This is a genomic window from Streptomyces marinisediminis, assembly GCF_026262575.1.
Classification (GTDB): domain Bacteria; phylum Actinomycetota; class Actinomycetes; order Streptomycetales; family Streptomycetaceae; genus Streptomyces; species Streptomyces marinisediminis.
The window spans coordinates 24,591-45,705 of sequence record NZ_JAPKFL010000026.1 but is presented as its reverse complement, the minus strand read 5'-3'; the positions used below and the strand labels follow the sequence as shown (position 1 = coordinate 45,705).

At 76.5% G+C, this 21,115-nt stretch carries 22 protein-coding genes; 18 read left to right on the top strand and 4 right to left on the bottom strand.

What is annotated here, in order from left to right; translation table 11 throughout:
* Positions 1-144 precede the first annotated feature (144 nt).
* From OSB71_RS19520 to glmM, 4 genes are all read left to right on the top strand, one after another.
* The gene (locus OSB71_RS19520; protein WP_265949755.1) at positions 145-1,773 is read left to right on the top strand and encodes an ABC-F family ATP-binding cassette domain-containing protein; all 1,629 of its coding nucleotides are present in this window, start codon (positions 145-147) and stop codon (positions 1,771-1,773) included.
* A gap of 367 nt (positions 1,774-2,140) precedes the next feature.
* Entirely contained in the window at positions 2,141-2,584 is a 444-nt protein-coding gene (gene rplM, locus OSB71_RS19515; protein WP_265949753.1) for a 50S ribosomal protein L13, read from the top strand.
* A gap of 39 nt (positions 2,585-2,623) precedes the next feature.
* Positions 2,624-3,127 carry a 30S ribosomal protein S9 gene (gene rpsI, locus OSB71_RS19510; protein ID WP_265949752.1) on the top strand — a complete coding sequence of 168 codons (504 nt, stop codon included), beginning with the start codon at positions 2,624-2,626 and terminating at the stop codon, positions 3,125-3,127.
* Positions 3,128-3,411: 284 nt separating this feature from the next.
* Entirely contained in the window at positions 3,412-4,770 is a 1,359-nt protein-coding gene (glmM, locus tag OSB71_RS19505) for a phosphoglucosamine mutase (protein WP_265949750.1), read from the top strand.
* A 49-nt stretch (positions 4,771-4,819) separates the two neighbouring features.
* Here glmM and coaA read toward each other — a convergent pair whose 3' ends face one another.
* Positions 4,820-5,818: a type I pantothenate kinase gene (coaA, locus tag OSB71_RS19500; RefSeq protein WP_265949748.1), complete on the bottom strand. Its 999-nt coding sequence runs from the start codon at positions 5,816-5,818 to the stop codon at positions 4,820-4,822.
* A 115-nt stretch (positions 5,819-5,933) separates the two neighbouring features.
* Between coaA and OSB71_RS19495 the strand changes: the two genes are divergently transcribed.
* The 8 genes from OSB71_RS19495 to OSB71_RS19460 all read left to right on the top strand — a co-directional run bounded on the left by OSB71_RS19495 (position 5,934) and on the right by OSB71_RS19460 (position 13,418).
* Positions 5,934-6,164 (top strand): hypothetical protein, encoded by a 231-nt coding sequence (locus OSB71_RS19495; RefSeq protein WP_265949747.1) that lies wholly within the window; start codon positions 5,934-5,936, stop codon positions 6,162-6,164.
* A gap of 31 nt (positions 6,165-6,195) precedes the next feature.
* Complete coding sequence (glmS, locus tag OSB71_RS19490; RefSeq protein ID WP_265949745.1) at positions 6,196-8,043, top strand: glutamine--fructose-6-phosphate transaminase (isomerizing); 1,848 nt, start codon at positions 6,196-6,198, stop codon at positions 8,041-8,043.
* Positions 8,044-8,050: 7 nt separating this feature from the next.
* Positions 8,051-8,419, top strand: coding sequence for a holo-ACP synthase (locus tag OSB71_RS19485; RefSeq protein WP_265949743.1), 369 nt, complete (start codon positions 8,051-8,053; stop codon positions 8,417-8,419).
* Between the two features lie 108 nt (positions 8,420-8,527).
* Positions 8,528-9,964: an NAD(P)H-hydrate dehydratase gene (locus OSB71_RS19480; RefSeq protein WP_265949742.1), complete on the top strand. Its 1,437-nt coding sequence runs from the start codon at positions 8,528-8,530 to the stop codon at positions 9,962-9,964.
* Positions 9,965-9,976: 12 nt separating this feature from the next.
* On the top strand, positions 9,977-11,134 hold the full coding sequence (alr, locus tag OSB71_RS19475) for an alanine racemase (protein ID WP_265949740.1): 1,158 nt from the start codon (positions 9,977-9,979) through the stop codon (positions 11,132-11,134).
* The gene (locus OSB71_RS19470) at positions 11,131-12,246 is read left to right on the top strand and encodes an alpha/beta fold hydrolase (protein ID WP_265949738.1); all 1,116 of its coding nucleotides are present in this window, start codon (positions 11,131-11,133) and stop codon (positions 12,244-12,246) included. Before alr ends, OSB71_RS19470 begins: the two co-directional genes overlap by 4 nt.
* A gap of 10 nt (positions 12,247-12,256) precedes the next feature.
* Positions 12,257-12,769: a tRNA (adenosine(37)-N6)-threonylcarbamoyltransferase complex ATPase subunit type 1 TsaE gene (gene tsaE, locus OSB71_RS19465; protein ID WP_265949736.1), complete on the top strand. Its 513-nt coding sequence runs from the start codon at positions 12,257-12,259 to the stop codon at positions 12,767-12,769.
* A 511-nt stretch (positions 12,770-13,280) separates the two neighbouring features.
* Positions 13,281-13,418, top strand: coding sequence for a hypothetical protein (locus OSB71_RS19460; RefSeq protein ID WP_265949734.1), 138 nt, complete (start codon positions 13,281-13,283; stop codon positions 13,416-13,418).
* A gap of 98 nt (positions 13,419-13,516) precedes the next feature.
* Here the strand turns inward: OSB71_RS19460 and OSB71_RS19455 are convergent, their stop codons facing one another.
* Positions 13,517-14,083 carry a hypothetical protein gene (locus OSB71_RS19455; protein ID WP_265949733.1) on the bottom strand — a complete coding sequence of 189 codons (567 nt, stop codon included), beginning with the start codon at positions 14,081-14,083 and terminating at the stop codon, positions 13,517-13,519.
* Positions 14,084-14,197: 114 nt separating this feature from the next.
* On the opposite strand from OSB71_RS19455, the gene tsaB reads away from it, so the two are divergent.
* Genes tsaB through OSB71_RS19435 form a run of 4 tightly spaced genes read left to right on the top strand, consistent with a single transcriptional unit; the run spans position 14,198 to position 16,886 of the window.
* Positions 14,198-14,890 (top strand): tRNA (adenosine(37)-N6)-threonylcarbamoyltransferase complex dimerization subunit type 1 TsaB, encoded by a 693-nt coding sequence (gene tsaB / locus OSB71_RS19450; protein WP_265949731.1) that lies wholly within the window; start codon positions 14,198-14,200, stop codon positions 14,888-14,890.
* A gap of 56 nt (positions 14,891-14,946) precedes the next feature.
* Complete coding sequence (rimI, locus tag OSB71_RS19445; protein ID WP_265949729.1) at positions 14,947-15,429, top strand: ribosomal protein S18-alanine N-acetyltransferase; 483 nt, start codon at positions 14,947-14,949, stop codon at positions 15,427-15,429.
* Positions 15,430-15,435: 6 nt separating this feature from the next.
* Entirely contained in the window at positions 15,436-16,641 is a 1,206-nt protein-coding gene (tsaD, locus tag OSB71_RS19440; protein ID WP_265949728.1) for a tRNA (adenosine(37)-N6)-threonylcarbamoyltransferase complex transferase subunit TsaD, read from the top strand.
* Positions 16,638-16,886 carry a hypothetical protein gene (locus OSB71_RS19435; protein WP_265949726.1) on the top strand — a complete coding sequence of 83 codons (249 nt, stop codon included), beginning with the start codon at positions 16,638-16,640 and terminating at the stop codon, positions 16,884-16,886. The genes tsaD and OSB71_RS19435 overlap by 4 nt, the downstream gene beginning before the upstream one ends.
* A 13-nt stretch (positions 16,887-16,899) precedes the next feature.
* Here OSB71_RS19435 and OSB71_RS19430 read toward each other — a convergent pair whose 3' ends face one another.
* Positions 16,900-17,688 carry a VOC family protein gene (locus OSB71_RS19430; protein WP_265949724.1) on the bottom strand — a complete coding sequence of 263 codons (789 nt, stop codon included), beginning with the start codon at positions 17,686-17,688 and terminating at the stop codon, positions 16,900-16,902.
* Positions 17,689-17,805: 117 nt separating this feature from the next.
* Complete coding sequence (locus OSB71_RS19425; RefSeq protein WP_265949722.1) at positions 17,806-19,032, bottom strand: class I SAM-dependent methyltransferase; 1,227 nt, start codon at positions 19,030-19,032, stop codon at positions 17,806-17,808.
* A gap of 96 nt (positions 19,033-19,128) precedes the next feature.
* Between OSB71_RS19425 and OSB71_RS19420 the strand changes: the two genes are divergently transcribed.
* Positions 19,129-20,160 carry a polysaccharide deacetylase family protein gene (locus tag OSB71_RS19420; RefSeq protein WP_265949721.1) on the top strand — a complete coding sequence of 344 codons (1,032 nt, stop codon included), beginning with the start codon at positions 19,129-19,131 and terminating at the stop codon, positions 20,158-20,160.
* A 553-nt stretch (positions 20,161-20,713) separates the two neighbouring features.
* Positions 20,714-21,022: a co-chaperone GroES gene (gene groES, locus OSB71_RS19415; protein ID WP_191209702.1), complete on the top strand. Its 309-nt coding sequence runs from the start codon at positions 20,714-20,716 to the stop codon at positions 21,020-21,022.
* The last annotated feature ends 93 nt before the right edge of the window (positions 21,023-21,115 follow it).

The following is a 21,115-nucleotide window of genomic DNA, read 5'->3' as shown; positions in this document are numbered from 1 at the left end:
ACGCGGCGGCCCGACGCCCCGGGCCGCCGCGTCCGGCCGAGGCACGGCGCCGACGGGTCCGGCTCGTCGAGGCGTGCGGCGCGCCGGGCCGCCGGGGCGGAAAACCGCTTGGTCTTCCGCCCCGGCGGCGCCCACAATCCGGACATGGGTCATCTGGAAGCCGCGCACGTCGAGTACTACCTCCCGGACGGGCGGCTGCTGCTCGCCGACGCCTCGTTCCGGGTCGGCGAGGGCGCGGCCGTCGCGCTGGTCGGCGCGAACGGCGCGGGCAAGACGACGCTGCTGCGGATCGTCGCCGGGGAGCTGGAGCCGCACGGCGGCACCGTGACCGTCTCCGGCGGCCTGGGCGTCATGCCGCAGTTCGTCGGCTCCGTGCGCGACGAGCGCACCGTGCGGGACCTGCTGGTCTCCGTCGCCCCGCAGCGCATCCGCGAGGCGGCGCGGGCCGTGGACGCCGCCGAGCTGGCGATCGTCGAGCGGGACGACGAACGGGCGCAGCTCGCCTACGCGCAGGCGCTCAGCGACTGGGCCGAGGCGCGCGGCTACGACGCCGAGACCCAGTGGGACATGTGCACCACGGCGGCGCTCGGCGTCCCCTACGAGCGGGCGCAGTTCCGCCAGGTGCGCACCCTCTCGGGCGGTGAGCAGAAGCGCCTGGTGCTGGAGTCGCTGCTGCGCGGCCCCGAGGAGGTGCTGCTGCTGGACGAGCCGGACAACTACCTGGACGTCCCCGGCAAGCGCTGGCTGGAGGAGCGGCTGCGCGAGACCCGCAAGACGGTGCTGTTCATCTCCCACGACCGCGAGCTGCTGGCCCGCACCGCCGAGAAGATCGTCAGCGTGGAGCCCAGCCCGGCCGGGTCCGACGTGTGGGTGCACGGCGGCGGCTTCGCCACCTACCACGAGGCCCGGCGCGAGCGCTTCGCCCGCTTCGAGGAGCTGCGCCGCCGCTGGGACGAGAAGCACGCCCAGCTCAAGCAGCTCGTGAGCACGCTGAAGAACAAGGCCACCTTCAACGACGCGCTCGCCTCGCGCTACTCGGCCGCGCAGACGCGGCTGCGCCGGTTCGAGGAGGCCGGACCGCCGCAGGAGCCGCCGCGCGAGCAGAAGATCACCATGCGGCTGCGCGGCGGGCGCACCGGCGTCCGGGCCGTGACCTGCGAGGACCTGGAGCTGACGGGGCTGATGCGGCCCTTCTCGCTGGAGGTCTTCTACGGCGAGCGGGTGGCCGTGCTGGGCTCCAACGGCTCCGGCAAGTCGCACTTCCTGCGCCTGCTGGCGGGCGACCCCGCGCGCCCCGTGGCGCACACCGGCACCTGGAGGCTCGGCGCCCGCGTCGTCCCCGGCCACTTCGCGCAGACCCACGCGCACCCGGAGCTGGCCGGCCGCCCGCTGCGGGACATCCTGTGGCGCGAGCACGCCCTGGACCGGGGCGCGGCCATGTCGGCGCTGCGCCGCTACGAGCTCGACCGGGCCGCCGAGCAGCCCTTCGACCGGCTCTCCGGCGGCCAGCAGGCACGCTTCCAGATCCTGCTGCTGGAGCTGGCCGGATCGACGGCGCTGCTGCTGGACGAGCCGACCGACAACCTCGACCTGGAGAGCGCCGAGGCGCTGCAGGCCGGGCTGGAGGCGTACCAGGGCACGGTGCTGGCCGTCACCCACGACCGCTGGTTCGCCCGCTCCTTCGACCGCTACCTGGTCTTCGGCGCCGACGGCCGCGTCCGCGAGACGCCCGAACCGGTCTGGGACGAGCGCCGCGTCGCCCGCGCGCGGTAGGCGCGGCGCGGCCGGTGGCGCCGCGGCGGTGAGGGGCGCGACCGCCGGGGCGGGCGGTCGCGCGTGGGCGGGGGCGGTGTTCCCGGGCTTCCCGGGCTTTCCGGCGCTTCCCGGGCGAGCGCGGCGGCGCGCCGGTCGGGGCGCTGCCGCGGAGTCGCTTTGACCCTTTCGGGGGTGGGCCGGTATTCTGCCAGATCGTTGTGTGTAGTGATCTGCCTCATTCTCACGTGAGGGGGGCCTACACCGGCTCACCGGTCGATGACCAGCATCCGCGCGCGGCTCGCGTCACCGTGCGTGGTAACAGGCTGTCGTGATCTGTCTGGTGGCCCAGTCAGGACTCACTCAGAAGAAGCGAAGGCATACGACCGTGCGTACGTACAGCCCCAAGCCCGGCGACATCAAGCGCCAGTGGCACGTCATCGACGCGCAGGACGTTGTCCTGGGCCGTCTGGCCTCCCAGGCCGCAACCCTTCTCCGGGGCAAGCACAAGCCGGTGTACGCGCCGCACGTTGACGCTGGTGACTTCGTCATCATCATCAACGCGGACAAGGTGCACCTCTCCGGCAACAAGCGGACCCAGAAGCTGGCCTACCGCCACTCGGGTTACCCCGGCGGCCTGCGCGCCGTGCGCTACGAGGAGCTGCTGGAGAAGAACCCGGAGAAGGCCGTGGAGAAGGCCGTCAAGGGCATGCTCCCGAAGAACACGCTGGGCCGTCAGATGCTCTCGAAGCTGAAGGTCTACCGTGGCGCCGAGCACCCGCACGGCGCGCAGCAGCCGCAGCCGTTCGAGATCACCCAGATCAGCCAGTAAGTCCGGCCACTACCGGAACGAAGAGAACCGAGGAGCATCGTGGCCGAGACCACCGCTGAGACCCCCGTCGACGACGTCGAGCAGTACACCACCGAGACCCCCGAGGGCGTCGAGGAGTACACCACCGAGTCGCTCGCGTCCCGCTTCGGCGACCCGCAGCCGGGCGCCGGCACCGGGCGCCGCAAGAACGCCGTCGCCCGCGTGCGCATCGTGCCGGGCAGCGGCAAGTGGAAGATCAACGGTCGCACCCTGGAGGGGTACTTCCCCAACAAGGTGCACCAGCAGGAAGTCAACGAGCCGTTCAAGGTGCTGGAGCTCGACGACCGTTACGACGTCGTCGCCCGCATCAACGGCGGCGGCATCTCCGGCCAGGCCGGGGCGCTGCGCCTGGGCGTGGCCCGCGCGCTGAACGAGGCGGACGTGGACAACAACCGCGGCCCGCTGAAGAAGGCCGGCTTCCTCACCCGGGACGCCCGCGCCGTCGAGCGCAAGAAGGCCGGTCTGAAGAAGGCCCGCAAGGGCACGCAGTACAGCAAGCGCTGACCCGGCGCCTGCGACGTCCGGAACGCCCCGCCGGCACCCCGTGTGCCGCGGGGCGTTCCCGTTTCCGCCCGCCGCGCGCGTGCGCGGCGCCCGCCGACCCGGCGACCGGCGGCGGACCGGCTTCGGCCGTCCGGCCGCCCGGCCGGCCGGCTGACCGGGGGCGGCGGCACCGCCCGGACCCGGGCACACACCGGTACCAGCGGCGAACCGGGCCCGCCCGGCCGGATCGCCCCGCACCAGGCCGCCCGCCCGGCGGCCGGCACGAACACTCGGAGGAAACCACGGTGGGACGACTCTTCGGAACGGACGGCGTGCGCGGCGTCGCCAACGCGGACCTGACAGCCGAGCTCGCCATGGGGCTGTCCGTGGCGGCGGCCCACGTGCTCGGCGAGGCGGGGTCGTTCGAGGGCCACCGCCCGGTGGCCGTGGTGGGGCGCGACCCCCGCGCGTCCGGCGAGTTCCTGGAGTCGGCCGTGGTGGCCGGGCTCGCCAGCGCCGGGGTGGACGTGCTGCGGGTGGGCGTCCTGCCCACGCCCGCCGTGGCCTACCTCACCGGCTCGCTCGGCGCGGACCTGGGCGTCATGCTCTCCGCGAGCCACAACCCCATGCCCGACAACGGCATCAAGTTCTTCGCCCGGGGCGGGCACAAGCTCCCCGACGAGCTGGAAGACCGCATCGAGGACCTCCACCGCGAGCACGCCGCGGGGGAGCCCTGGCAGCGGCCCACCGGCGCCGGGGTCGGCCGGGTGCGCGTGCACGACGCCGGGTTCGACGCCTACGTCGCCCACCTCATCGGCGTGCTGCCCAACCGGCTGGACGGGCTGAAGGTCGTCGTCGACGGGGCGCACGGCGCCGCCGCCCGGGTCTCCCCGGAGGCGTTCGCCCGCGCGGGCGCCGAGGTCGTCACCATCGGCGCCGAGCCCGACGGGCTGAACATCAACGACGCCTGCGGCTCCACGCACCTGGACGGGCTGCGCGCCGCGGTCGTCGAGCACGGCGCGGACCTGGGCGTCGCGCACGACGGCGACGCCGACCGGTGCCTGGCCGTGGACGCCGAGGGCAACGAGGTCGACGGCGACCAGATCCTCGCTGTCCTCGCCCTGGCGCTCAAGGAGAGCGGCACCCTGCGCGGCGACACCGTGGTGGCCACGGTGATGTCCAACCTCGGCTTCAAGCAGGCCATGGAGCGCGAGGGCATCACCCTGCTGCAGACGGCCGTCGGCGACCGCTACGTGCTGGAGGAGCTCAAGCGCGGCGGGTACTCGCTCGGTGGCGAGCAGTCCGGGCACGTCATCGCGCTGGACCACGCCACCACCGGCGACGGCACGCTGACCGGCCTGCTGCTGGCCGCCCGGGTCGCGGCCACCCGCACGCCGCTCGCGCGGCTCGCCGCCGTCATGCGGCGGCTGCCCCAGGTGCTGGTGAACGTGCGGGACGTGGACAAGGCGCGGGTGGCCACCTCCGCCGAGCTGGCCGCCGCCGTCGCGGACGCCGAGCGCGAGCTGGGGGAGACCGGGCGCGTGCTGCTGCGTCCCTCGGGCACCGAGCCGCTGGTGCGGGTCATGGTGGAGGCCGCCGACGTGGAGCAGGCCCGCTCCGTCGCCGAGCGCCTGGCCGACGCGGTGAAGACCGCGCTGGGCTGACGCCCCGGGCCCCGCTCCCGTTGGCGCTGTGGCGCGGCCGGGGGCGGGGCTACAGCTTGCGCAGGGACAGGCGCTGCACCTTGTGGTCGGGGCCCTTGCGCAGCACCAGGCTGGCCCGGCCCCGGGTGGGGACGATGTTCTCCACCAGGTTCGGCCCGTTGATCTCCCGCCAGGTGCCCCGCGCGTACTCCAGCGCCTCGTCCTCGCTGACCTGGGTGTACTTGCGGAAGTAGGAGAAGGGGTTCTGGAACGCCGTCTGCCGCAGCTTGCGGAACCGGTCCAGGTACCAGCCCTGGATGTCCTCGGTGCGGGCGTCGACGTAGACGGAGAAGTCGAAGTAGTCGGCGACGGCGACGCGGGTGCGGCCGTCGGTGCCCGGCAGCGCGGGCTGGAGCACGTTCAGCCCCTCGACGATGAGGACGTCCGGACGGCGCACCGTGAGCCGCTCGCCGGGCACGATGTCGTAGATCAGGTGGGAGTACACCGGCGCGGAGACCTCCGCGCGCCCCGCCTTGACGTCGGCGACGAACCGGGTGAGCGCGCGCCGGTCGTAGGACTCGGGGAAACCTTTCCGCGCCATCAGCCCGCGCCGGTGCAGCTCGGCGTTGGGCCACAGGAACCCGTCCGTGGTCACCAGCTCCACCCGCGGGTGCTCCGGCCAGCGGCCCAGCAGCGCCTGGAGCAGCCGCGCGGTGGTGGACTTGCCCACCGCCACGCTGCCCGCCACGCCGATGACGAACGGCGTGCCCGGCTGCGCCTCTTCGCCCAGGAAGGTGTTCACCGCGCCGCGCAGCCCGTGCGTGGCCCCGACGTAGAGGTTCAGCAGGCGCGAGAGCGGCAGGTAGATGTCGCGCACCTCGTCCAGGTCGACGACGTCGCCCAGGCCGCGCAGCTCCTCGACCTCGTCGGCCGTCAGCGGCAGCGGCGTGCGCTCCCGCAGCGCGCTCCACTCGGCGCGGCTGAGGTCCACGTACGGGGTGACGTCGGTGCGGCGGCGCCCGGTGGGGGGCTGCGCGGCCGTGGCGGGGGACGGGGAGGGCGAAGGCACGCGCCCATTGTCCGCCCGCGCCGCGGGCCCGCTCATCCGGGGGCGTCGAACCCCTGTACGCACCGGTCCGGCGGGGGCTAGGGTCGGCGGACCGCCGAGACGATCGGATGCGGCCATGAACGGCTTCGACGGGCTCATAGACGAGCTGCCCGACGACGACCTGGCAGGCGACGCCCAGGAGGCGCTGGACCTGTACGTCCCGGGTAGCAAACCCCGCTGCGAGGAGTACGAGTACCTCACGCTCCTCCAGGCGGCCGACGACGGCTGCGCCGAAGGCCGCCCCGGGCCGCGCCGCGCGGCCCGCCTGCCGCGACTCCCCCGGCTCCCCGGGCGCCGCGCACGCTGACGCCGGCCGCGCACCGCGTAGGCTGCCGCCCATGTGCGGCATCGTCGGATACGTGGGAGGGCAGTCCGCCCTCGATGTGGTCATCGCAGGTCTGAAGCGGCTGGAGTACCGCGGCTACGACTCCGCGGGGGTGGCGGTCCTGGCCGACGGCGGGCTCGCCTCGGCCAAGCGGGCGGGCAAGCTCGCCAACCTCGCCAAGCTGCTGGACGAGCGCCCGCTGCCCAGCGGGACCACCGGCATCGGGCACACCCGCTGGGCCACCCACGGGGCGCCCACCGACACCAACGCCCACCCGCACCTGGACAACGCGGGCCGGGTCAGCGTCGTCCACAACGGCATCATCGAGAACTTCGCCGAGCTGCGCGCCGAGCTGACCGGACGCGGCCACGTGCTGGAGTCCGAGACCGACACCGAGGTCGTCTCCCACCTGCTCGCGGAGTCCTTCTCCTCCTGCGGTGACCTGGCCGAGTCCATGCGGCAGGTGTGCCGCCGCCTGGAGGGCGCCTTCACCCTCGTCGCGGTGCACGCCGACGAGCCGGACACGGTGGTCGGCGCCCGGCGCAACTCGCCGCTGGTCGTCGGCCTCGGGGACGAGGAGGCGTTCCTCGCCTCGGACGTCGCCGCGTTCATCGAGCACACCCGCGAGGCCGTCGAGCTGGGCCAGGACCAGGTCGTGGCGCTGACCCGGGAGGGCGTCACCGTCACCGACTTCGACGGCGCCCCCGCCGAGGTGCGCCGCTACCACGTCGACTGGGACGCCTCGGCCGCCGAGAAGGGCGGCTACGACTACTTCATGCTCAAGGAGATCGCCGAGCAGCCCAAGGCGGTCGCCGACACCCTGCTGGGCCGCATCGACGCCCAGGGCACCCTGCACCTGGACGAGGTGCGCATCCCGGCGTCCGTGCTGCGCGAGGTGACCAAGGTCGTCGTCGTCGCCTGCGGCACCGCCTACCACGCGGGGATGATCGCCAAGTACGCCATCGAGCACTGGACGCGCATCCCCTGCGAGACGGAGCTGGCCAGCGAGTTCCGCTACCGCGACCCGATCCTGGACCAGCGCACGCTGGTCATCGCCATCTCCCAGTCGGGCGAGACCATGGACACGCTGATGGCGCTGCGGCACGCCCGGGAGCAGGGCGCGAAGGTTCTCGCCATCTGCAACACCAACGGCTCGACCATCCCGCGCGAGTCCGACGCCGTCCTCTACACGCACGCCGGGCCGGAGGTCGCCGTCGCCTCGACGAAGGCGTTCCTCACCCAGCTCGTCGCCTGCTACCTCGTCGCGCTCTATCTCGGGCAGGTGCGCGGCACCAAGTGGGGCGACGAGATCGACTCCGTGGTGGCCGAGCTGGCGCACATGGGCACCGAGGTCGGCAAGGTACTGGGCACCATGGAGCCGGTGCGCGAACTCGCGCGCTCGCTCGCCGGCAAGGACACCGTGCTCTTCCTGGGCCGCCACGTCGGCTTCCCCGTCGCGCTGGAGGGGGCGCTCAAGCTCAAGGAGCTGGCCTACATGCACGCCGAGGGCTTCGCCGCCGGCGAGCTCAAGCACGGGCCGATCGCCCTGATCGAAGACGACCTGCCCGTGGTCGTGGTGGTGCCCTCGCCGCGCGGCCGCTCGGTGCTGCACGACAAGATCGTCTCCAACATCCAGGAGATCCGCGCGCGCGGCGCCCGCACCATCGTCATCGCCGAGGAGGGCGACGAGGCCGTCGTCCCCTACGCCGACCACCTCGTCCGCATCCCCGCGACGCCGACGCTGCTCCAGCCGCTGGTGGCCACCGTGCCGCTCCAGGTCTTCGCCTGCGAGCTGGCCACGGCCCGGGGCAACGAGGTCGACCAGCCGCGCAACCTCGCCAAGTCCGTGACGGTGGAGTGAGCCCGGCGTGATCGTGGGGGTGGGCATCGACGTCGCCGAGATCGACCGCTTCGCCCGGTCGCTGGAGCGCACGCCCGCGCTGGCCGCGCGGCTGTTCCTCCCCGCCGAGGAGTTCCTGCCCGACGGGGAGCGGCGCGGGGTGGCCTCGCTGGCGGCCCGGTTCGCCGCGAAGGAGGCGCTGGCCAAGGCGCTGGGCGCGCCGGGCGGCCTGCGCTGGACGGACGCCGAGGTGGTCACCGCCGACAGCGGCAGGCCCTCCCTCGTCGTGCGCGGGACCGTCGCCGCCCGCGCCGCCGCGCTGGGCGTCCGCCGCTGGCACGTCTCGCTGAGCCACGACGCGGGCGTGGCCTCCGCGGTGGTCGTCGCGGAGGACTGACGCCCCGGGCCCGGCAGCCGGCCGACCCGGCGGCGCGGTCGCCCCGTCCGCGCGGCTTCCCGTCCGCGCGGACGGTCGCGGCGGGCAGGGCGCGCCTACGCTGGGGCCATGCGTTACGCCTATCGAGTGGAGACGGTGCGCGGCGCCGAGCGGGCCCTGATGGGCCGGGTGCCGGAGGGCGCGCTGATGGCGCGGGCCGCGGCCGGGCTGGCGGTGGCGGCCGCCGGGATGCTGGGCCGCCGGGTGTACGGCGCCCGGATCGCGCTGCTCGTCGGCAGCGGGGACAACGGCGGCGACGCCCTGTACGCCGGGGCCCGGCTGGCGCGGCGCGGGGCGGGCGTCACCGCGGTGGCGCCCGCCCCCGAGCGGGTGCACGCCGGCGGGCTCGCCGCCCTGCGCGCCGCCGGCGGCCGCACCGGCACCGCGCGCGACGCGGCCCGCGCCGACCTGGTGCTGGACGGCGTCACCGGCATCGGCGGCCGCGGCGGCCTGCGGGAGAACGCCGCGCGGCTGCTGGACGGCGTCACCGCGCCGATCCTCGCCGTGGACCTGCCCAGTGGCGTCGACGCCGACACCGGCGAGGTCCACGGCACGGCGGTGCGCGCCACGGCGACCGTCACCTTCGGGGCGTGGAAGCCCGGCCTGCTGATCGAGCCCGCCCGCGGCCACGCCGGGGCGGCGCACCTGGTGGACATCGGGCTCGGCCCGCACCTGCCGCACCCGCCCGACGCCGAGGCGCTCCAGCACGCCGACGTGGCCGCGCTGCTGCCCCGGCCCGGCCCGGCCACCGACAAGTACCGGCGCGGGGTCGTCGGCGTCGCCGCGGGCTCGGCGCGCTACCCCGGTGCCGCCGTGCTCGCCGTCTCCGGCGCGCTGTGCGGTGGCGCGGGCGCCGTCCGGTACGCCGGGTCGGCCGCCGGTGAGGTGATCGCGCGCCATCCGGAGGCCCTGGTCTCGCACGGCTCGCCCGAGGAGGCGGGCCGGGTCCAGGCGTGGGCGGTGGGCTCGGGCCTCAGCGGCGGCGAGGCGGCGCGGCGGGCGGTGCGCGAGGCGCTGGACGCCGACGTGCCGGTGCTGGTGGACGCCGACGGGCTGCGCCTGGCCGACGCCGGGCAGGTCCGCGCCCGGCGCGCCGCCACCGTGCTCACCCCGCACGCCGGGGAGGCGGCGGCGCTGCTGGGCGTCCCCCGGGAGGCGGTCGAGGCCCGGCGGCTGGACGCCGTCCGCACGTTGGCCGAGCGCTACCGGGCCACGGTGCTGCTCAAGGGCTCCGACACGCTGGTCGCCGAGCCGACCGGACCCGTGCGCGTGAACCCCACCGGCACCGGCCTGCTGGCCACGGCGGGCAGCGGGGACGTGCTCTCCGGCCTGATCGGCGCACTGCTCGCCGCCGGCCTGCCCGCCCGCGACGCGGCGAGCGCGGGTGCCTACCTGCACGGACTGGCCGGACGCCGGGCCACCGCGCCGCCCGCCGCCTCCGACGTCGCCGCCGCCCTGCCCGCGGCCTGGCGCGAGGTGTGCACGGGCGCCCGCGGGGACGCCTGAGACACTGGTGCGGTGAACAGCCCAGCCCACGCCCGCCCCCCGCGCGTCCGCGCCGAGATCGACCTGGCCGCGCTGCGCGCCAACGTGCGCGCCCTGCGCGAGCGCGCGGCCGGCGGCGCCGGGCTCATGGCGGTCGTCAAGGCGGACGCCTACGGACACGGGCTGCTGCCCTGCGCCCGCGCGGCCCGCGAGGCCGGCGCCGCGTGGCTGGGCACCGCCACGCCCGAGGAGGCGCTCGCGCTGCGGGCCGACGGCGACACCGGGCCCGTCCTGGCCTGGCTGTGGACGCCCGGCGGGCCGTGGGAGCGGGCGATCGCGGCCGGGATCGACGTCTCCGCCGGCGCCCCGTGGGCCCTGGCGGAGATCACCGCCGCCGCCCGGGCCACCGGCCGCACCGCACGCGTGCACCTGAAGGCCGACACCGGCCTGGGGCGCAACGGCTGCCAGCCCGCCGACTGGGCCGCCCTGGTGGACGCGGCCCGCGCCGCCGAGGCCGAGGGCACCGTCCGCGTCACCGGCCTGTGGTCCCACTTCGCCTGCGCCGACGAGCCGGGCCACCCCTCGATCGCCCGGCAACTGCGCGCGTTCCACGAGGCGCTGGCCGTCGCCGAGCGGGCCGGGCTGCGCCCCGAGGTGCGGCACATGGCCAACTCGCCGGCCACCCTCACCCTCCCGGAGTCCCACTTCGACCTGGTGCGCCCCGGCGTCTCCTGCTACGGCCTGTCGCCCGCCCCGGAGCTCGGGGCACCGCACGACTTCGGGCTGCGCCCGGTGATGACGCTCAGCGCGGACCTGGCCAACGTCAAGCGGGTGCCCGGCGGCCACGGCGTCTCCTACGGGCACACCTACACCACCCCGGGCGCGACGACGCTCGCCCTGGTACCGGCCGGTTACGCGGACGGCGTGCCGCGCCACGCGTCGGGCACCGGCCCGGTGCTGGTGGCCGGGAAGTGGCGCACGGTCGCCGGACGCGTCGCGATGGACCAGTTCGTGGTCGACCTCGGCGGCGACACCGCCGAGGCGGGCGACGAGGCCGTGCTGTTCGGCCCCGGCGACCGCGGCGAGCCGACGGCCGAGGACTGGGCCCGCGCCGTCGGCACCATCGGGTACGAGGTCGTCACCCGCATCAGCGCCCGGGTGCCGCGCGTGTACCGGGACCGCCCGGCGTGAGCACCGGGCCGGGGGGCTGGCCGGGGGGCTGGGCGCGCCGCGCGGGCATCGCGGGCGCCGCGCTGGGCGCCGTCGCCGCGGGGGTGGCCGTCGAACGGCTGACGGTCCACCGCGCCGTGCGCCGCCGGGCCCGCCTCTCGCTGGACGCCGCCGGGCCCTTCGGCACCCTGCGCGGGACGCCGGGCACCGCCGTCGCCGAGGACGGGACGCGGCTGGCCTACGAGGTCGACGCGCCCGGGGCGGCGGGCGGCTCGGGTCCGACCGTCGTCTTCAGCCACGGCTACTGTCTCACCCAGGACTCCTGGCACTTCCAGCGTGCCGCGCTGCGCGAGCGCGGCACCGTCCGCGCCGTCTACTGGGACCAGCGCGGCCACGGCCGCTCCGAGCGCAGCCGCCCGCCCGGGGCGCAGGCGCCGGCGCCCGCCGGGATCGAGCGGCTCGGGCGGGACCTGAAGGCCGTGCTGGAGGCCGCCGTGCCCGCCGGGCACCCCGTGGTGCTCGTCGGTCACTCGATGGGCGGAATGACGATGATGGCGCTCGCGGCGCAATACCCCGACTGGGTGCGCGAACACGTGGTCGGCGCCGCCTTCGTCAGCACCTCCCCGGGCCGCCTGACCGACGTCACCTACGGGCTGCCCGCCGCCGGGGTGCGGGCCGTGCGCCGCGTGCTGCCCGGCGTGCTCGGCGTGCTGAGCGCCCACAGCGCCCTGGTGGAGCGCGGCCGCGCGGCGGGGGCCGACCTGCTGGCCGGGCTGGTGCGGCACTACTCCTTCGGCGCGCCCCGCGCGGTGGACCCGGCCGTCGCCCGGTTCGCCGAGCGGCTGATCGAGGGCACGCCCATCGACGTCGTCGCCGAGTTCTACCCCGCGTTCACCGCGCACGAGCAGACGGCGGCCCTGGCGGCGTTCGGCTCCTGCGCGAACCTCGTCGTCACCGGGGCGCGCGACCAGCTCACCCCGCACCGGCACAGCGAGGCGATCGCGGCCGAACTGCCCGGGGCCGAGCTGCACGTGCTGCCCGAGACCGGCCACCTGCTGATGCTGGAGCGACCCGGGGAGCTGACCGCCCTGGTGGACCGCCTGCTGTCCCGGGCAGGGGCCGCGCGCGCCTAACATCGGGGCCATGCAGACGGCCACCACCCCCACCCGGATCACGGTCAGCACGCCCGAGGAGATGCGCGAACTGGGCCGCCGCCTCGCCGGCCTGCTGCGCGCCGGCGACCTGGTGCTGCTCACCGGCGAGCTGGGCGCGGGCAAGACGACGCTGGCCCGCGGGCTGGGCGCCGGCCTGGGCGTGCGCGGCGCCGTCACCTCGCCGACGTTCGTCATCGCGCGCGTGCACCCGCCGCTGGCGGAGGGGCCGCCGCTGGTGCACGTCGACGCCTACCGGCTGGACGGCGGCCTGGAGGAGATGGAGGACCTGGACCTCGACGTCTCCCTGCCGGAGTCCGTCGTCGCCGTGGAATGGGGCGAGGGCCGCGTGGAGGAACTCACCGAGGACCGGCTGCACGTGGTGATCGCCCGCGGGCTGGGCGGTGCCGTGGCGGACCCCGGTGCCGAGGACGCCCGGGTGGTCACACTGACGGCCTACGGCGACCGGTGGCGCGACGCCGACCTGTCGGCCGTCGCTCCCTGACCCGCGCCCCGGCGGCGCGGGCGGGGCGGTGCGCGCGGGGGCGCGTCACCCGCGCGGGTGGTGTGGTGCGCGCGCTGCGTGGGGCGCGCGTGGGCGCGCGCGGGCGGCGGTCGGTGTGCGCGGGCGGCGCTCGGCCGTGCGGGGGCGCGTCACCTGTGCGGGTGATGTGGCGCCGGGCGCGTGCGGCCCCCGGGCGAGGGCGGGTTCGCCGTCGCGGCGGTGCCCGCCGGGCGGCGGGCGGGCGCGTGCCGACGCCGTGGGCGGCGGGGAGCGCCGTGCGCCGGCGGCGTGCGCGGGGTGTGGCGGCGAACCGTGGGTGCGCGACGTGCGGCCGGGTGGGGACCCCGCCGGCCGCACGTCCCGCTTCCGGCCCCGTTCGCGCGGGCCCGCGCCCGGCGCCGCCGGTCGGCGGGCACGGGTGCCGACGAGGTGTCGGGAAATCCTTGCGTGGGGCGCCGGGCCCGTGGTCCCATGGGGGTTAGGTACACCTAAGTTGGCTGAGGAGGGTCCCATGCAGGAGGTACCCGCGTTCCGCGAGCTGCTGGCGTCCTGCGCCGCCGCCGAAGCCGTCTCCCGCCCACCGGAGCCCGAGGAGCCCGCCGGCCGGCACCCGGAGTGCGAGCCGCGCGAGGAGGCGGACGCCGCGTAGGCCGCGCCGCGGCACAGCCCCGCCCGGAGCGCGCGGACGCCGTGCCGGGCGGCCGGGAGACGCCGTGCCGGGCGGCCGGGAGACGCCGTGCCGGGCGGCTAGGGGACGACGACGACCGGCGTGCCGATCGTCGCGAACACCCACATCGCGCGCCCGTCCTCCCGGCGCTCGCGGATGCCGCCCGTCTGCCGGCCCGGCGGGGGTGAGGCCACGGGCTCGGCGTCGGCCTCGCGCGGCGCGCTGAACCCGATCCCGGTGCCCGCGAACGTGGCGAACCGCACCACGTGCTCCACCGGGACCCCGTCCGTGCCGGTCACCGCGCCGTCCCGGGAGGTCACCGTGTAGTGGCCCGGCACCGGGTCGAGCGTGCCCGGCTCCACCGGGTAGGTGCGCTCCACCGAGCCGTCTTCGGCCACCAGCCACACGCGGTCGGCCTCCAGCGCGTACACCACGCGCCGCCCGGAGCCGGACTCCTCGGGCAGCGCCTCGGGGTCCGCCGTCACCGTGTCGGCCTCGGGCCGCTGGGAGGCGGAGGCGGCGGGCTTCTTCGCCGCCTCGCCCGCGCGCTCGTGGGCGGCGGCGGCCTGGTAGGCGAGGAAACCGACGACGGCCAGCGCCGCGGCGGTCAGCCCGGCCACGAACGTCCCCGCACTGCTGCGTGCCACCGGGTTCACCCCTCGATGCTGCCGGCCGATCTTCACACCGACGGTAGCAGGGCGGCCCGGGCCCGCCCGCGCACGCGGGACGGTGCCCGCCCGCGCGCGCCGTAGGCTAGCTCCGTGCTGTTGCTCGCTCTTGACACCGCCACGCCCGCCGTCACCGTCGCCCTGTACGACGGGGAGCGGGTGCTGGCCTCCCGCGACCAGGTCGACGCCCGCCGCCACGGGGAGCTGCTGCTGCCGTCCGTCGACGCGACGCTGGCCGAGGCGGGGTGCGCGCTGGCCGACGTCACAGCCGTCGTCGTCGGCGTCGGCCCCGGCCCCTACACCGGCCTGCGCGTCGGCCTGGTGACGGCGGCGGGCTTCGCGGCCGCGCTCGGCGTCCCGGTGCACGGGCTGTGCACGCTCGACGGCATCGCCTACGCGGCCGGGCGCGCGGGGCCGGCCGGCGCGCCGTTCGTCGTCGCCACGGACGCCCGGCGCAAGGAGGTCTACTGGGCCCGTTACGCCGCCGACGGCCGCACGCGCGAGGGCGAGCCCGCGGTGGACCGCCCGGCCGACCTCGCCGAGCGGGTCGCCGGCGTCCCGGCCGTCGGCGCCGGGGCGGCCCTGTACCCGCGGACGTTCACCGGGCTCCGCGTTGACGGTCCGCAGCACGTCGCCGCGGGCGCGCTGGCGGCGCTGGCGGCCGAGCGGCTGGCCGCCGGGCAGGAGCTGCTCCCGCCGCGGCCCCTGTACCTGCGGCGGCCGGACGCCAAGGTCCCCGCCGGGTACAAGGCCGTCACCCCGCGGCAGGCGGTCGGCGAGCGGTGAGCGCGCCCGGGGGGTCCGTGCCGCCGGGCGCGCCCGGCGGCGTCACGCTGCGGCGGATGCGCTGGTGGGACATCGAGCCCGTGCTCGCGCTGGAACACCGGCTGTTCCCCGAGGACGCCTGGTCGGCCGGGATGTTCTGGTCCGAGCTGGCCCACGCGCGCGGCCCCGCCGCCACCCGGCACTACACCGTGGCCGAGGCGGGCGGCGCCGTCGCGGGCTACGCGGGCCTGGCCGCCGCCGCGGACGGCACCGCGGACGTGCAGACCATCGCCGCCGCCCCCGAGCACCAGGGCACCGGCCTCGGCTCCCGCCTGCTGACCGACCTGCTCACCGCCGCCACCGCCTTCGAGTGCCACCAGGTGCTGCTGGAGGTGCGGGTGGACAACCCGCGTGCCCAGCGCCTGTACGAGCGGTTCGGCTTCGCCCCCGTGGGCCTGCGCCGCGGCTACTACCAGCCCGGCAACGTCGACGCGCTGGTCATGCGCCGCGAGCACACCGGCGCCCCCGTGCACCACCCCTCCGACCGAGCTAGGAACTGACCACCGATGGCAACCCTGATCTCCTCGCGGACCCACGAGCCGCTCGTGCTGGGCATCGAGACCTCGTGCGACGAGACCGGCGTCGGCGTCGTGCGCGGCCACACCCTGCTGGCCGACGCCGTCGCCTCCAGCGTCGACGACCACGCCCGCTACGGCGGCGTGGTCCCCGAGATCGCCAGCCGCGCCCACCTGGAGGCCATGGTCCCCACCATCCGGCGGGCGCTGGAGGAGGCCGGGGTCACCGCCGCCGACCTCGACGGCGTCGCGGTCACCGCCGGCCCCGGCCTCGCCGGCGCGCTGCTCGTCGGCGTCTCGGCGGCCAAGGCGTACGCGTACGCGCTCGGCAAGCCGCTGTACGGGGTCAACCACCTGGCCTCGCACATCTGCGTCGACCAGCTCGAACACGGCGCGCTGCCCGAGCCGACGATGGCCCTGCTCGTCAGCGGCGGGCACTCCTCCCTGCTGCTCGCCCCCGACATCACCACCGACGTGCGGCCGCTGGGCGCCACGATCGACGACGCGGCCGGCGAGGCGTTCGACAAGGTGGCCCGGGTGCTGGGCCTGGGCTTCCCCGGCGGTCCGGTCATCGACCGGTACGCCCGCGAGGGCGACCCGGCGGCGATCGCCTTCCCGCGCGGCCTGACCGGCCCGCGCGACGCGCCCTACGACTTCTCCTTCTCCGGCCTGAAGACCGCCGTCGCCCGCTGGATCGAGGCGCGGCGCCGGGCGGGCGAGGAGGTGCCGGTGGCGGACGTGGCCGCCTCCTTCCAGGAGGCCGTCACCGACGTGCTGACCCGCAAGGCGATCCGGGCCTGCAAGGACGAGGGGGTCGGGCACCTGATGATCGGCGGGGGCGTCGCGGCCAACTCGCGGCTGCGCGCCATGGCCGAGGAGCGCTGCGCGGACGCCGGGCTCACGCTGCGCGTGCCGCGGCCGAAGCTGTGCACCGACAACGGGGCGATGGTCGCGGCGCTGGGCGCGGAGATGGTCGCCCGCGGCCGTCCCGCCTCCGGCTGGGACCTGCCGGCCGACTCCTCGCTGCCCGTCACCGAGCCCCACGTCCCGGCCGCCTCCGCCGCCGGGCACCACGGCCCGCCGTCCGGCGCCGGGCGCCCCGGGCACGGGAACCAGGGGCACCGGGGGCACCGGGGGCACGGCCATGACCATGACCACGTGCACGAACTGAGCCGGAAGAACCTCTACGACGCATGACGACCGCCCTGATGTGGGAGGCCCGCGCCGCCGACGGGCGCGGGCCCGAGCTGCTGGCCTGGGTGCGCGCCCAGCCGCTCGCCCCGGCCCCCGCCCGCCGCGACACCTACACCGCCGCCGCCGACCGCGTCCTGGTCGTCACCCACTGGGACGACGCCGCCGCGCCCGTCGAGCTGCCCGACCCGCCCGCCGAGCTGCTGCACCGCCCCGTCCACCGCTGGCGCTTCCGGCAGGTGGAGTCCTGAGGCGCGGGTGCCCTCAGCCGCCCTCGGAGGTGATGTGGAACAGGGCGCCCTCCGGGTCCCGCAGCCCGGCGACGCGGCCGAAGTGCGAGGCGTGCGGCTCGCGCACGACGCCGCCGCCCGCGCTCGCCACCCGCTCGGCGACCGCGTCCACGTCGTCCACGCAGAAGTACACGCGCCACTGCGGCCGGATCGTCGGGTCGGGGGCGCTGTCCACCGCGCCGCCCCACAGGTCGGCCGCGTGGTGGCCGTCCACCCACAGCACGACGTGGTCCGCCTCGAAGCGCACGCTCACGCGGTCGGGCGCGTGCTGGTCCCAGGAGAAGACGGCGCCGTAGAACATCGCGGCGCCGAAGGCGTCGCCGGTGTGCAGTTGCAGCCGGGCAGGGGCGCCGTGCCGGCGCCGCATCCGCCAGCCGGGCACCGGCTCGCCCTCCCACACGCCGAACCGGGCGTCCTGCCGGTCGGCGGCCCAGGCGACGCGGCCGGTGCCGAACGCCATCGGACCCACCGCCACCGTGCCGCCGTGCTCCCGGATGCGGCCGGCCATCGCGTTGGCGTCGGCCACGCGGAAGTACGCCGTCCACGCGGGGGCGAACCCCTGCGTGCGGGCCGTCATCCCCATGCCGGCGACCGGTGTGCCCTCGGTCAGCGCCAGGTGGTACCCCTGCTCCTCGCGGCGGAACCCGGGGCGGAACGTCCAGCCCAGCGCCTTGGTGTAGAACTCCTGGGCGGCGGCCAGGTCGTGCGTCATGAGGCTCACCCAGCACGGTGCGCCGTGCACGGCTCCCGTGTCCTCCGGCACGCTCCCACCTCACATCCGTCGCGCTTGCGGGTACCGCATCCACCTTCCGCCCCCGCGCCCGTCCCCGCCACACGGGGCCCGCTGTCCGGCCCGCTCCCGCCGCCCGGCGCGGCCGGGTCAGGCGGCCACCGGGGCGGCCAGGAGCATGGTGGGGGCGCCCTGGACGCGGGTGAGGAAGACCGTCGCGACGGCGGGCCCGGCCAGGCGCATGCGGCGGCGCAGGTCCTCGGGGTCGACGGCCGAGCCGCGCTTCTTGACCGTCAGCGTGCCCACGCCGCGCTCGCGCAGCAGCGCCCGCAGCCGCTTGAGGTGGAAGGGCAGCACGTCGGTCACCTCGTAGGCCCGCGCGTACGGCGTCGGCCGCAGCGCGTCGGCGGTGACGTAGGCGATCGTCGCGTCCACCAGCCGCCCGTCCAGCCGCTGCGCCACCTGGGCGACGAGGTGGGCGCGGATCACCGCGCCGTCCGGCTCGTACAGGTACCGCCCGACCGGGCCCACCGGCGGCGCGGGCAGCGGCTCGGACACCAGCGAGTGCCCGCCGGGCAGCAGCGTCGCGCGGACGGCTCCGCCCGCGCCGGAGCCGAACCACAGCACGGCCTCCTTCACCTCGCCGCCCACCGAGATCCACTCCGCCTCGGCGTCGGCGGGCAGCGCCTCGTGCGGCACGCCCGGCGCCAGCTTGAGCGCCGCGTGCGGCACCCGGCGCGCCGCCCGGAGCGCCCAGGACAGCGGCGGGGAGTACGCCTCCGGGTCGAACACCCGCCCGCGCCCGCCGCGCCGGGCGGGGTCCGCGAAGACGGCGTCGAAGCCGCCGACGTCCACCTCGGTGACGTCGGCGCAGCGCACCCGCACGCGGTCGGCGAGCCCGAGCGCGTCCGCGTTGGCCCGCAGCACGGCGCAGGTCAGCGGCGAGCGGTCCACCGCGAGCACCTCGATCCCGGCGCGGGCCAGTTCGATCGCGTCCCCGCCGATGCCGCAGCACAGGTCGGCCACCCGCCGCACGCCCAGCTCCGCCAGCCGCCGGGCCCGGTACGCGGCCACGGCCGAGCGCGTCGCCTGCTCGACGCCGTCGGGGGTGAAGTACATGCGGGCCGCGTCCGACGCGCCGAACTTGGCCGCCGCGCGCTGGCGCAGCCGGGCCTGGCCCAGCGCGGCGGAGACCAGCGCGGGGGAGTGGTCGCGCCGCAGCCGGGTGGCCAGGGCGAGCTCGTCGGCCGGGTCGTGGTCGCGCAGCTCGGCGAGCAGCCGCGCCCCCTCCTCGGTCAGCAGGGCCTGGAAGGCGGCGGTCTCCCCCGCAGGGGCGGTCGGCGTGTCGGGTGATTCTGAAGCGGCCACCCGGCCCATTTTCCCCGTCGGCCCGGAACGCCGTCACCGGGGCCGGGGGATGCGCTGGCACCATCCGGCGCTATGTCGATCATCAGACAAATCACACAAATCGGCGTGAGGGGTGGCGCCCTCCGTTCCGACCGCCCGCAGCCTCCCGACCGTCCCGACCGTTCCGGCCGCCCCGACCGTTCCGACCGTCCCCAGCGCTCCCACCGCCACCTCCGCCGGGCGGGCGGCGCCTCCCTGGTCACCGCCCTCGCCGTCTCCTGCGCCGCCACCGCCGGGCCGACCGGGGCCGGTCCGGGGCCCCGCCTGGACGAGCCCCTGGCCGCCGCCGGAGCCGGCCTGCCGCTCGGCGCGGCCCAGCGCGCGGAGGCCGAGTACGTCGCCGCCTCGGTCGCCGCGTACGCCGACCGGCTGGCGCAGGCCGAGGCCCGCCGCGTGGCCGCCGCCGAACGCTGGGACCTGGCCGCCGTCCCGCTGCGCCCGCCCCCGCCGCCCGCGCGCAAACCCGACCTGGTCAGCAGCCCCGGGCACCTGCGGGGCGACGGACTGCCCCCGGTGATCACCCGTGTCCCCACCGAGGACAAGGTCGTCTTCTTCACCATCGACGACGGCTGGGAGAAGGACCCCGAGCTGCTGACGATGCTCCGCGAGCTCGGCATCCCCTACAGCGCCTTCCTCTCCGACTACGTGGCGAAGGACGACTACGGCTACTTCCGCCGCATGCACCGCGACGGCGCCGCCGTCCACAACCACACGCTCCACCACAAGGAGCTGCCGACCCTCTCCTACGAGCGCCAGCGCCGCGAAATCTGCGACATGCAGGAGGTGCTGGCGGCCGAGATCGGCGTGACGCCCCGCCTGTTCCGCCCGCCCTACGGCGCGTACGACCGCGACACCCTGCGCGCGGCCGCCACCTGCGGCATCGAGGCGGTGCCGCTGTGGATGGAGGAGGCCTGGACCCGGCGCTTCGACTACGCCCGCACCGACCGCGTGCTCCACCCCGGGGACATCGTCCTCACCCACTTCCGCGGCCCGGAGGAGTGGCCCGGCGGCGGCACGATGACCGACATGGTGCGGCGCGCGGTCGACGAGGTCACCCGCCAGGGCTTCGCCTTCGCGCGCCTGGAGGACTACGTCTGAGCCGCCGCCCCGACCCGCGAGGCCCCGGCACGGCGCCGCCTCCGGGGCCCGCCCCGGGGCGCGTGGGCGCCGCGCCCCGGGTGGCCCGTGCCTCGGGCGGGCGCCCCGACCGGCTCCGGGCGTGCCGCGGTGGGCCGGAGGCGCGCGGCGCCCGTCCGGCTCCGGAAGGGCGTGCCGCGGCCGGGCGGCAGGGGAGCGGCGGCGCTTACGGAACCGGCGACGCGGAGGCCCGGGGCCAGCGCCGCGTGCCGTGCGGAACCGGCGCCCCGGCCCGCCCGGTGCCGGGCGTCCTCGCGCCGTCCGCGACCGGCGCCCCGGCAGCCCGGTAACGGCGCTCCGTGCCGTCCCGGACCGGGGCCGCGGGGCGACGCGCCGCGCGCGACTGGCACTCCGCTTGACCGAGTGCTAACCGAGGCATAGTCTCACCGTTGGCACTCTCCGCCGGGGAGTGCCAGGCGCGACGGGAAGGTCCGGCACCCGCGACGACGGATCGACCAGGTCGCCACCTCTAGACATAAGACCCCGTGAGATCTCCGAAGGGGGAGGTCGGATCGTGACGACCGCCAGCTCCAAGGTTGCCATCAAGCCGCTTGAGGACCGCATCGTGGTCCAGCCGCTCGACGCCGAGCAGACCACGGCTTCGGGCCTGGTCATTCCGGACACCGCGAAGGAGAAGCCCCAGGAGGGCACCGTCCTCGCCGTGGGCCCGGGCCGGTTCGAGGACGGCAACCGCCTGCCGCTCGACGTCAAGGTCGGTGACGTCGTGCTCTACAGCAAGTACGGCGGGACCGAGGTGAAGTACAACAACGAGGAGTACCTCGTCCTCTCCGCTCGCGACGTGCTCGCGATCATCGAGAAGTAAGGCGACGACACCCGTCTGTTGTTGATCCGCGCCCTGGCCTCCCCGTCCACTGACAGCCGGGGCCGGGGCGCGGCTCGTTTGTGAAGAAGCCCT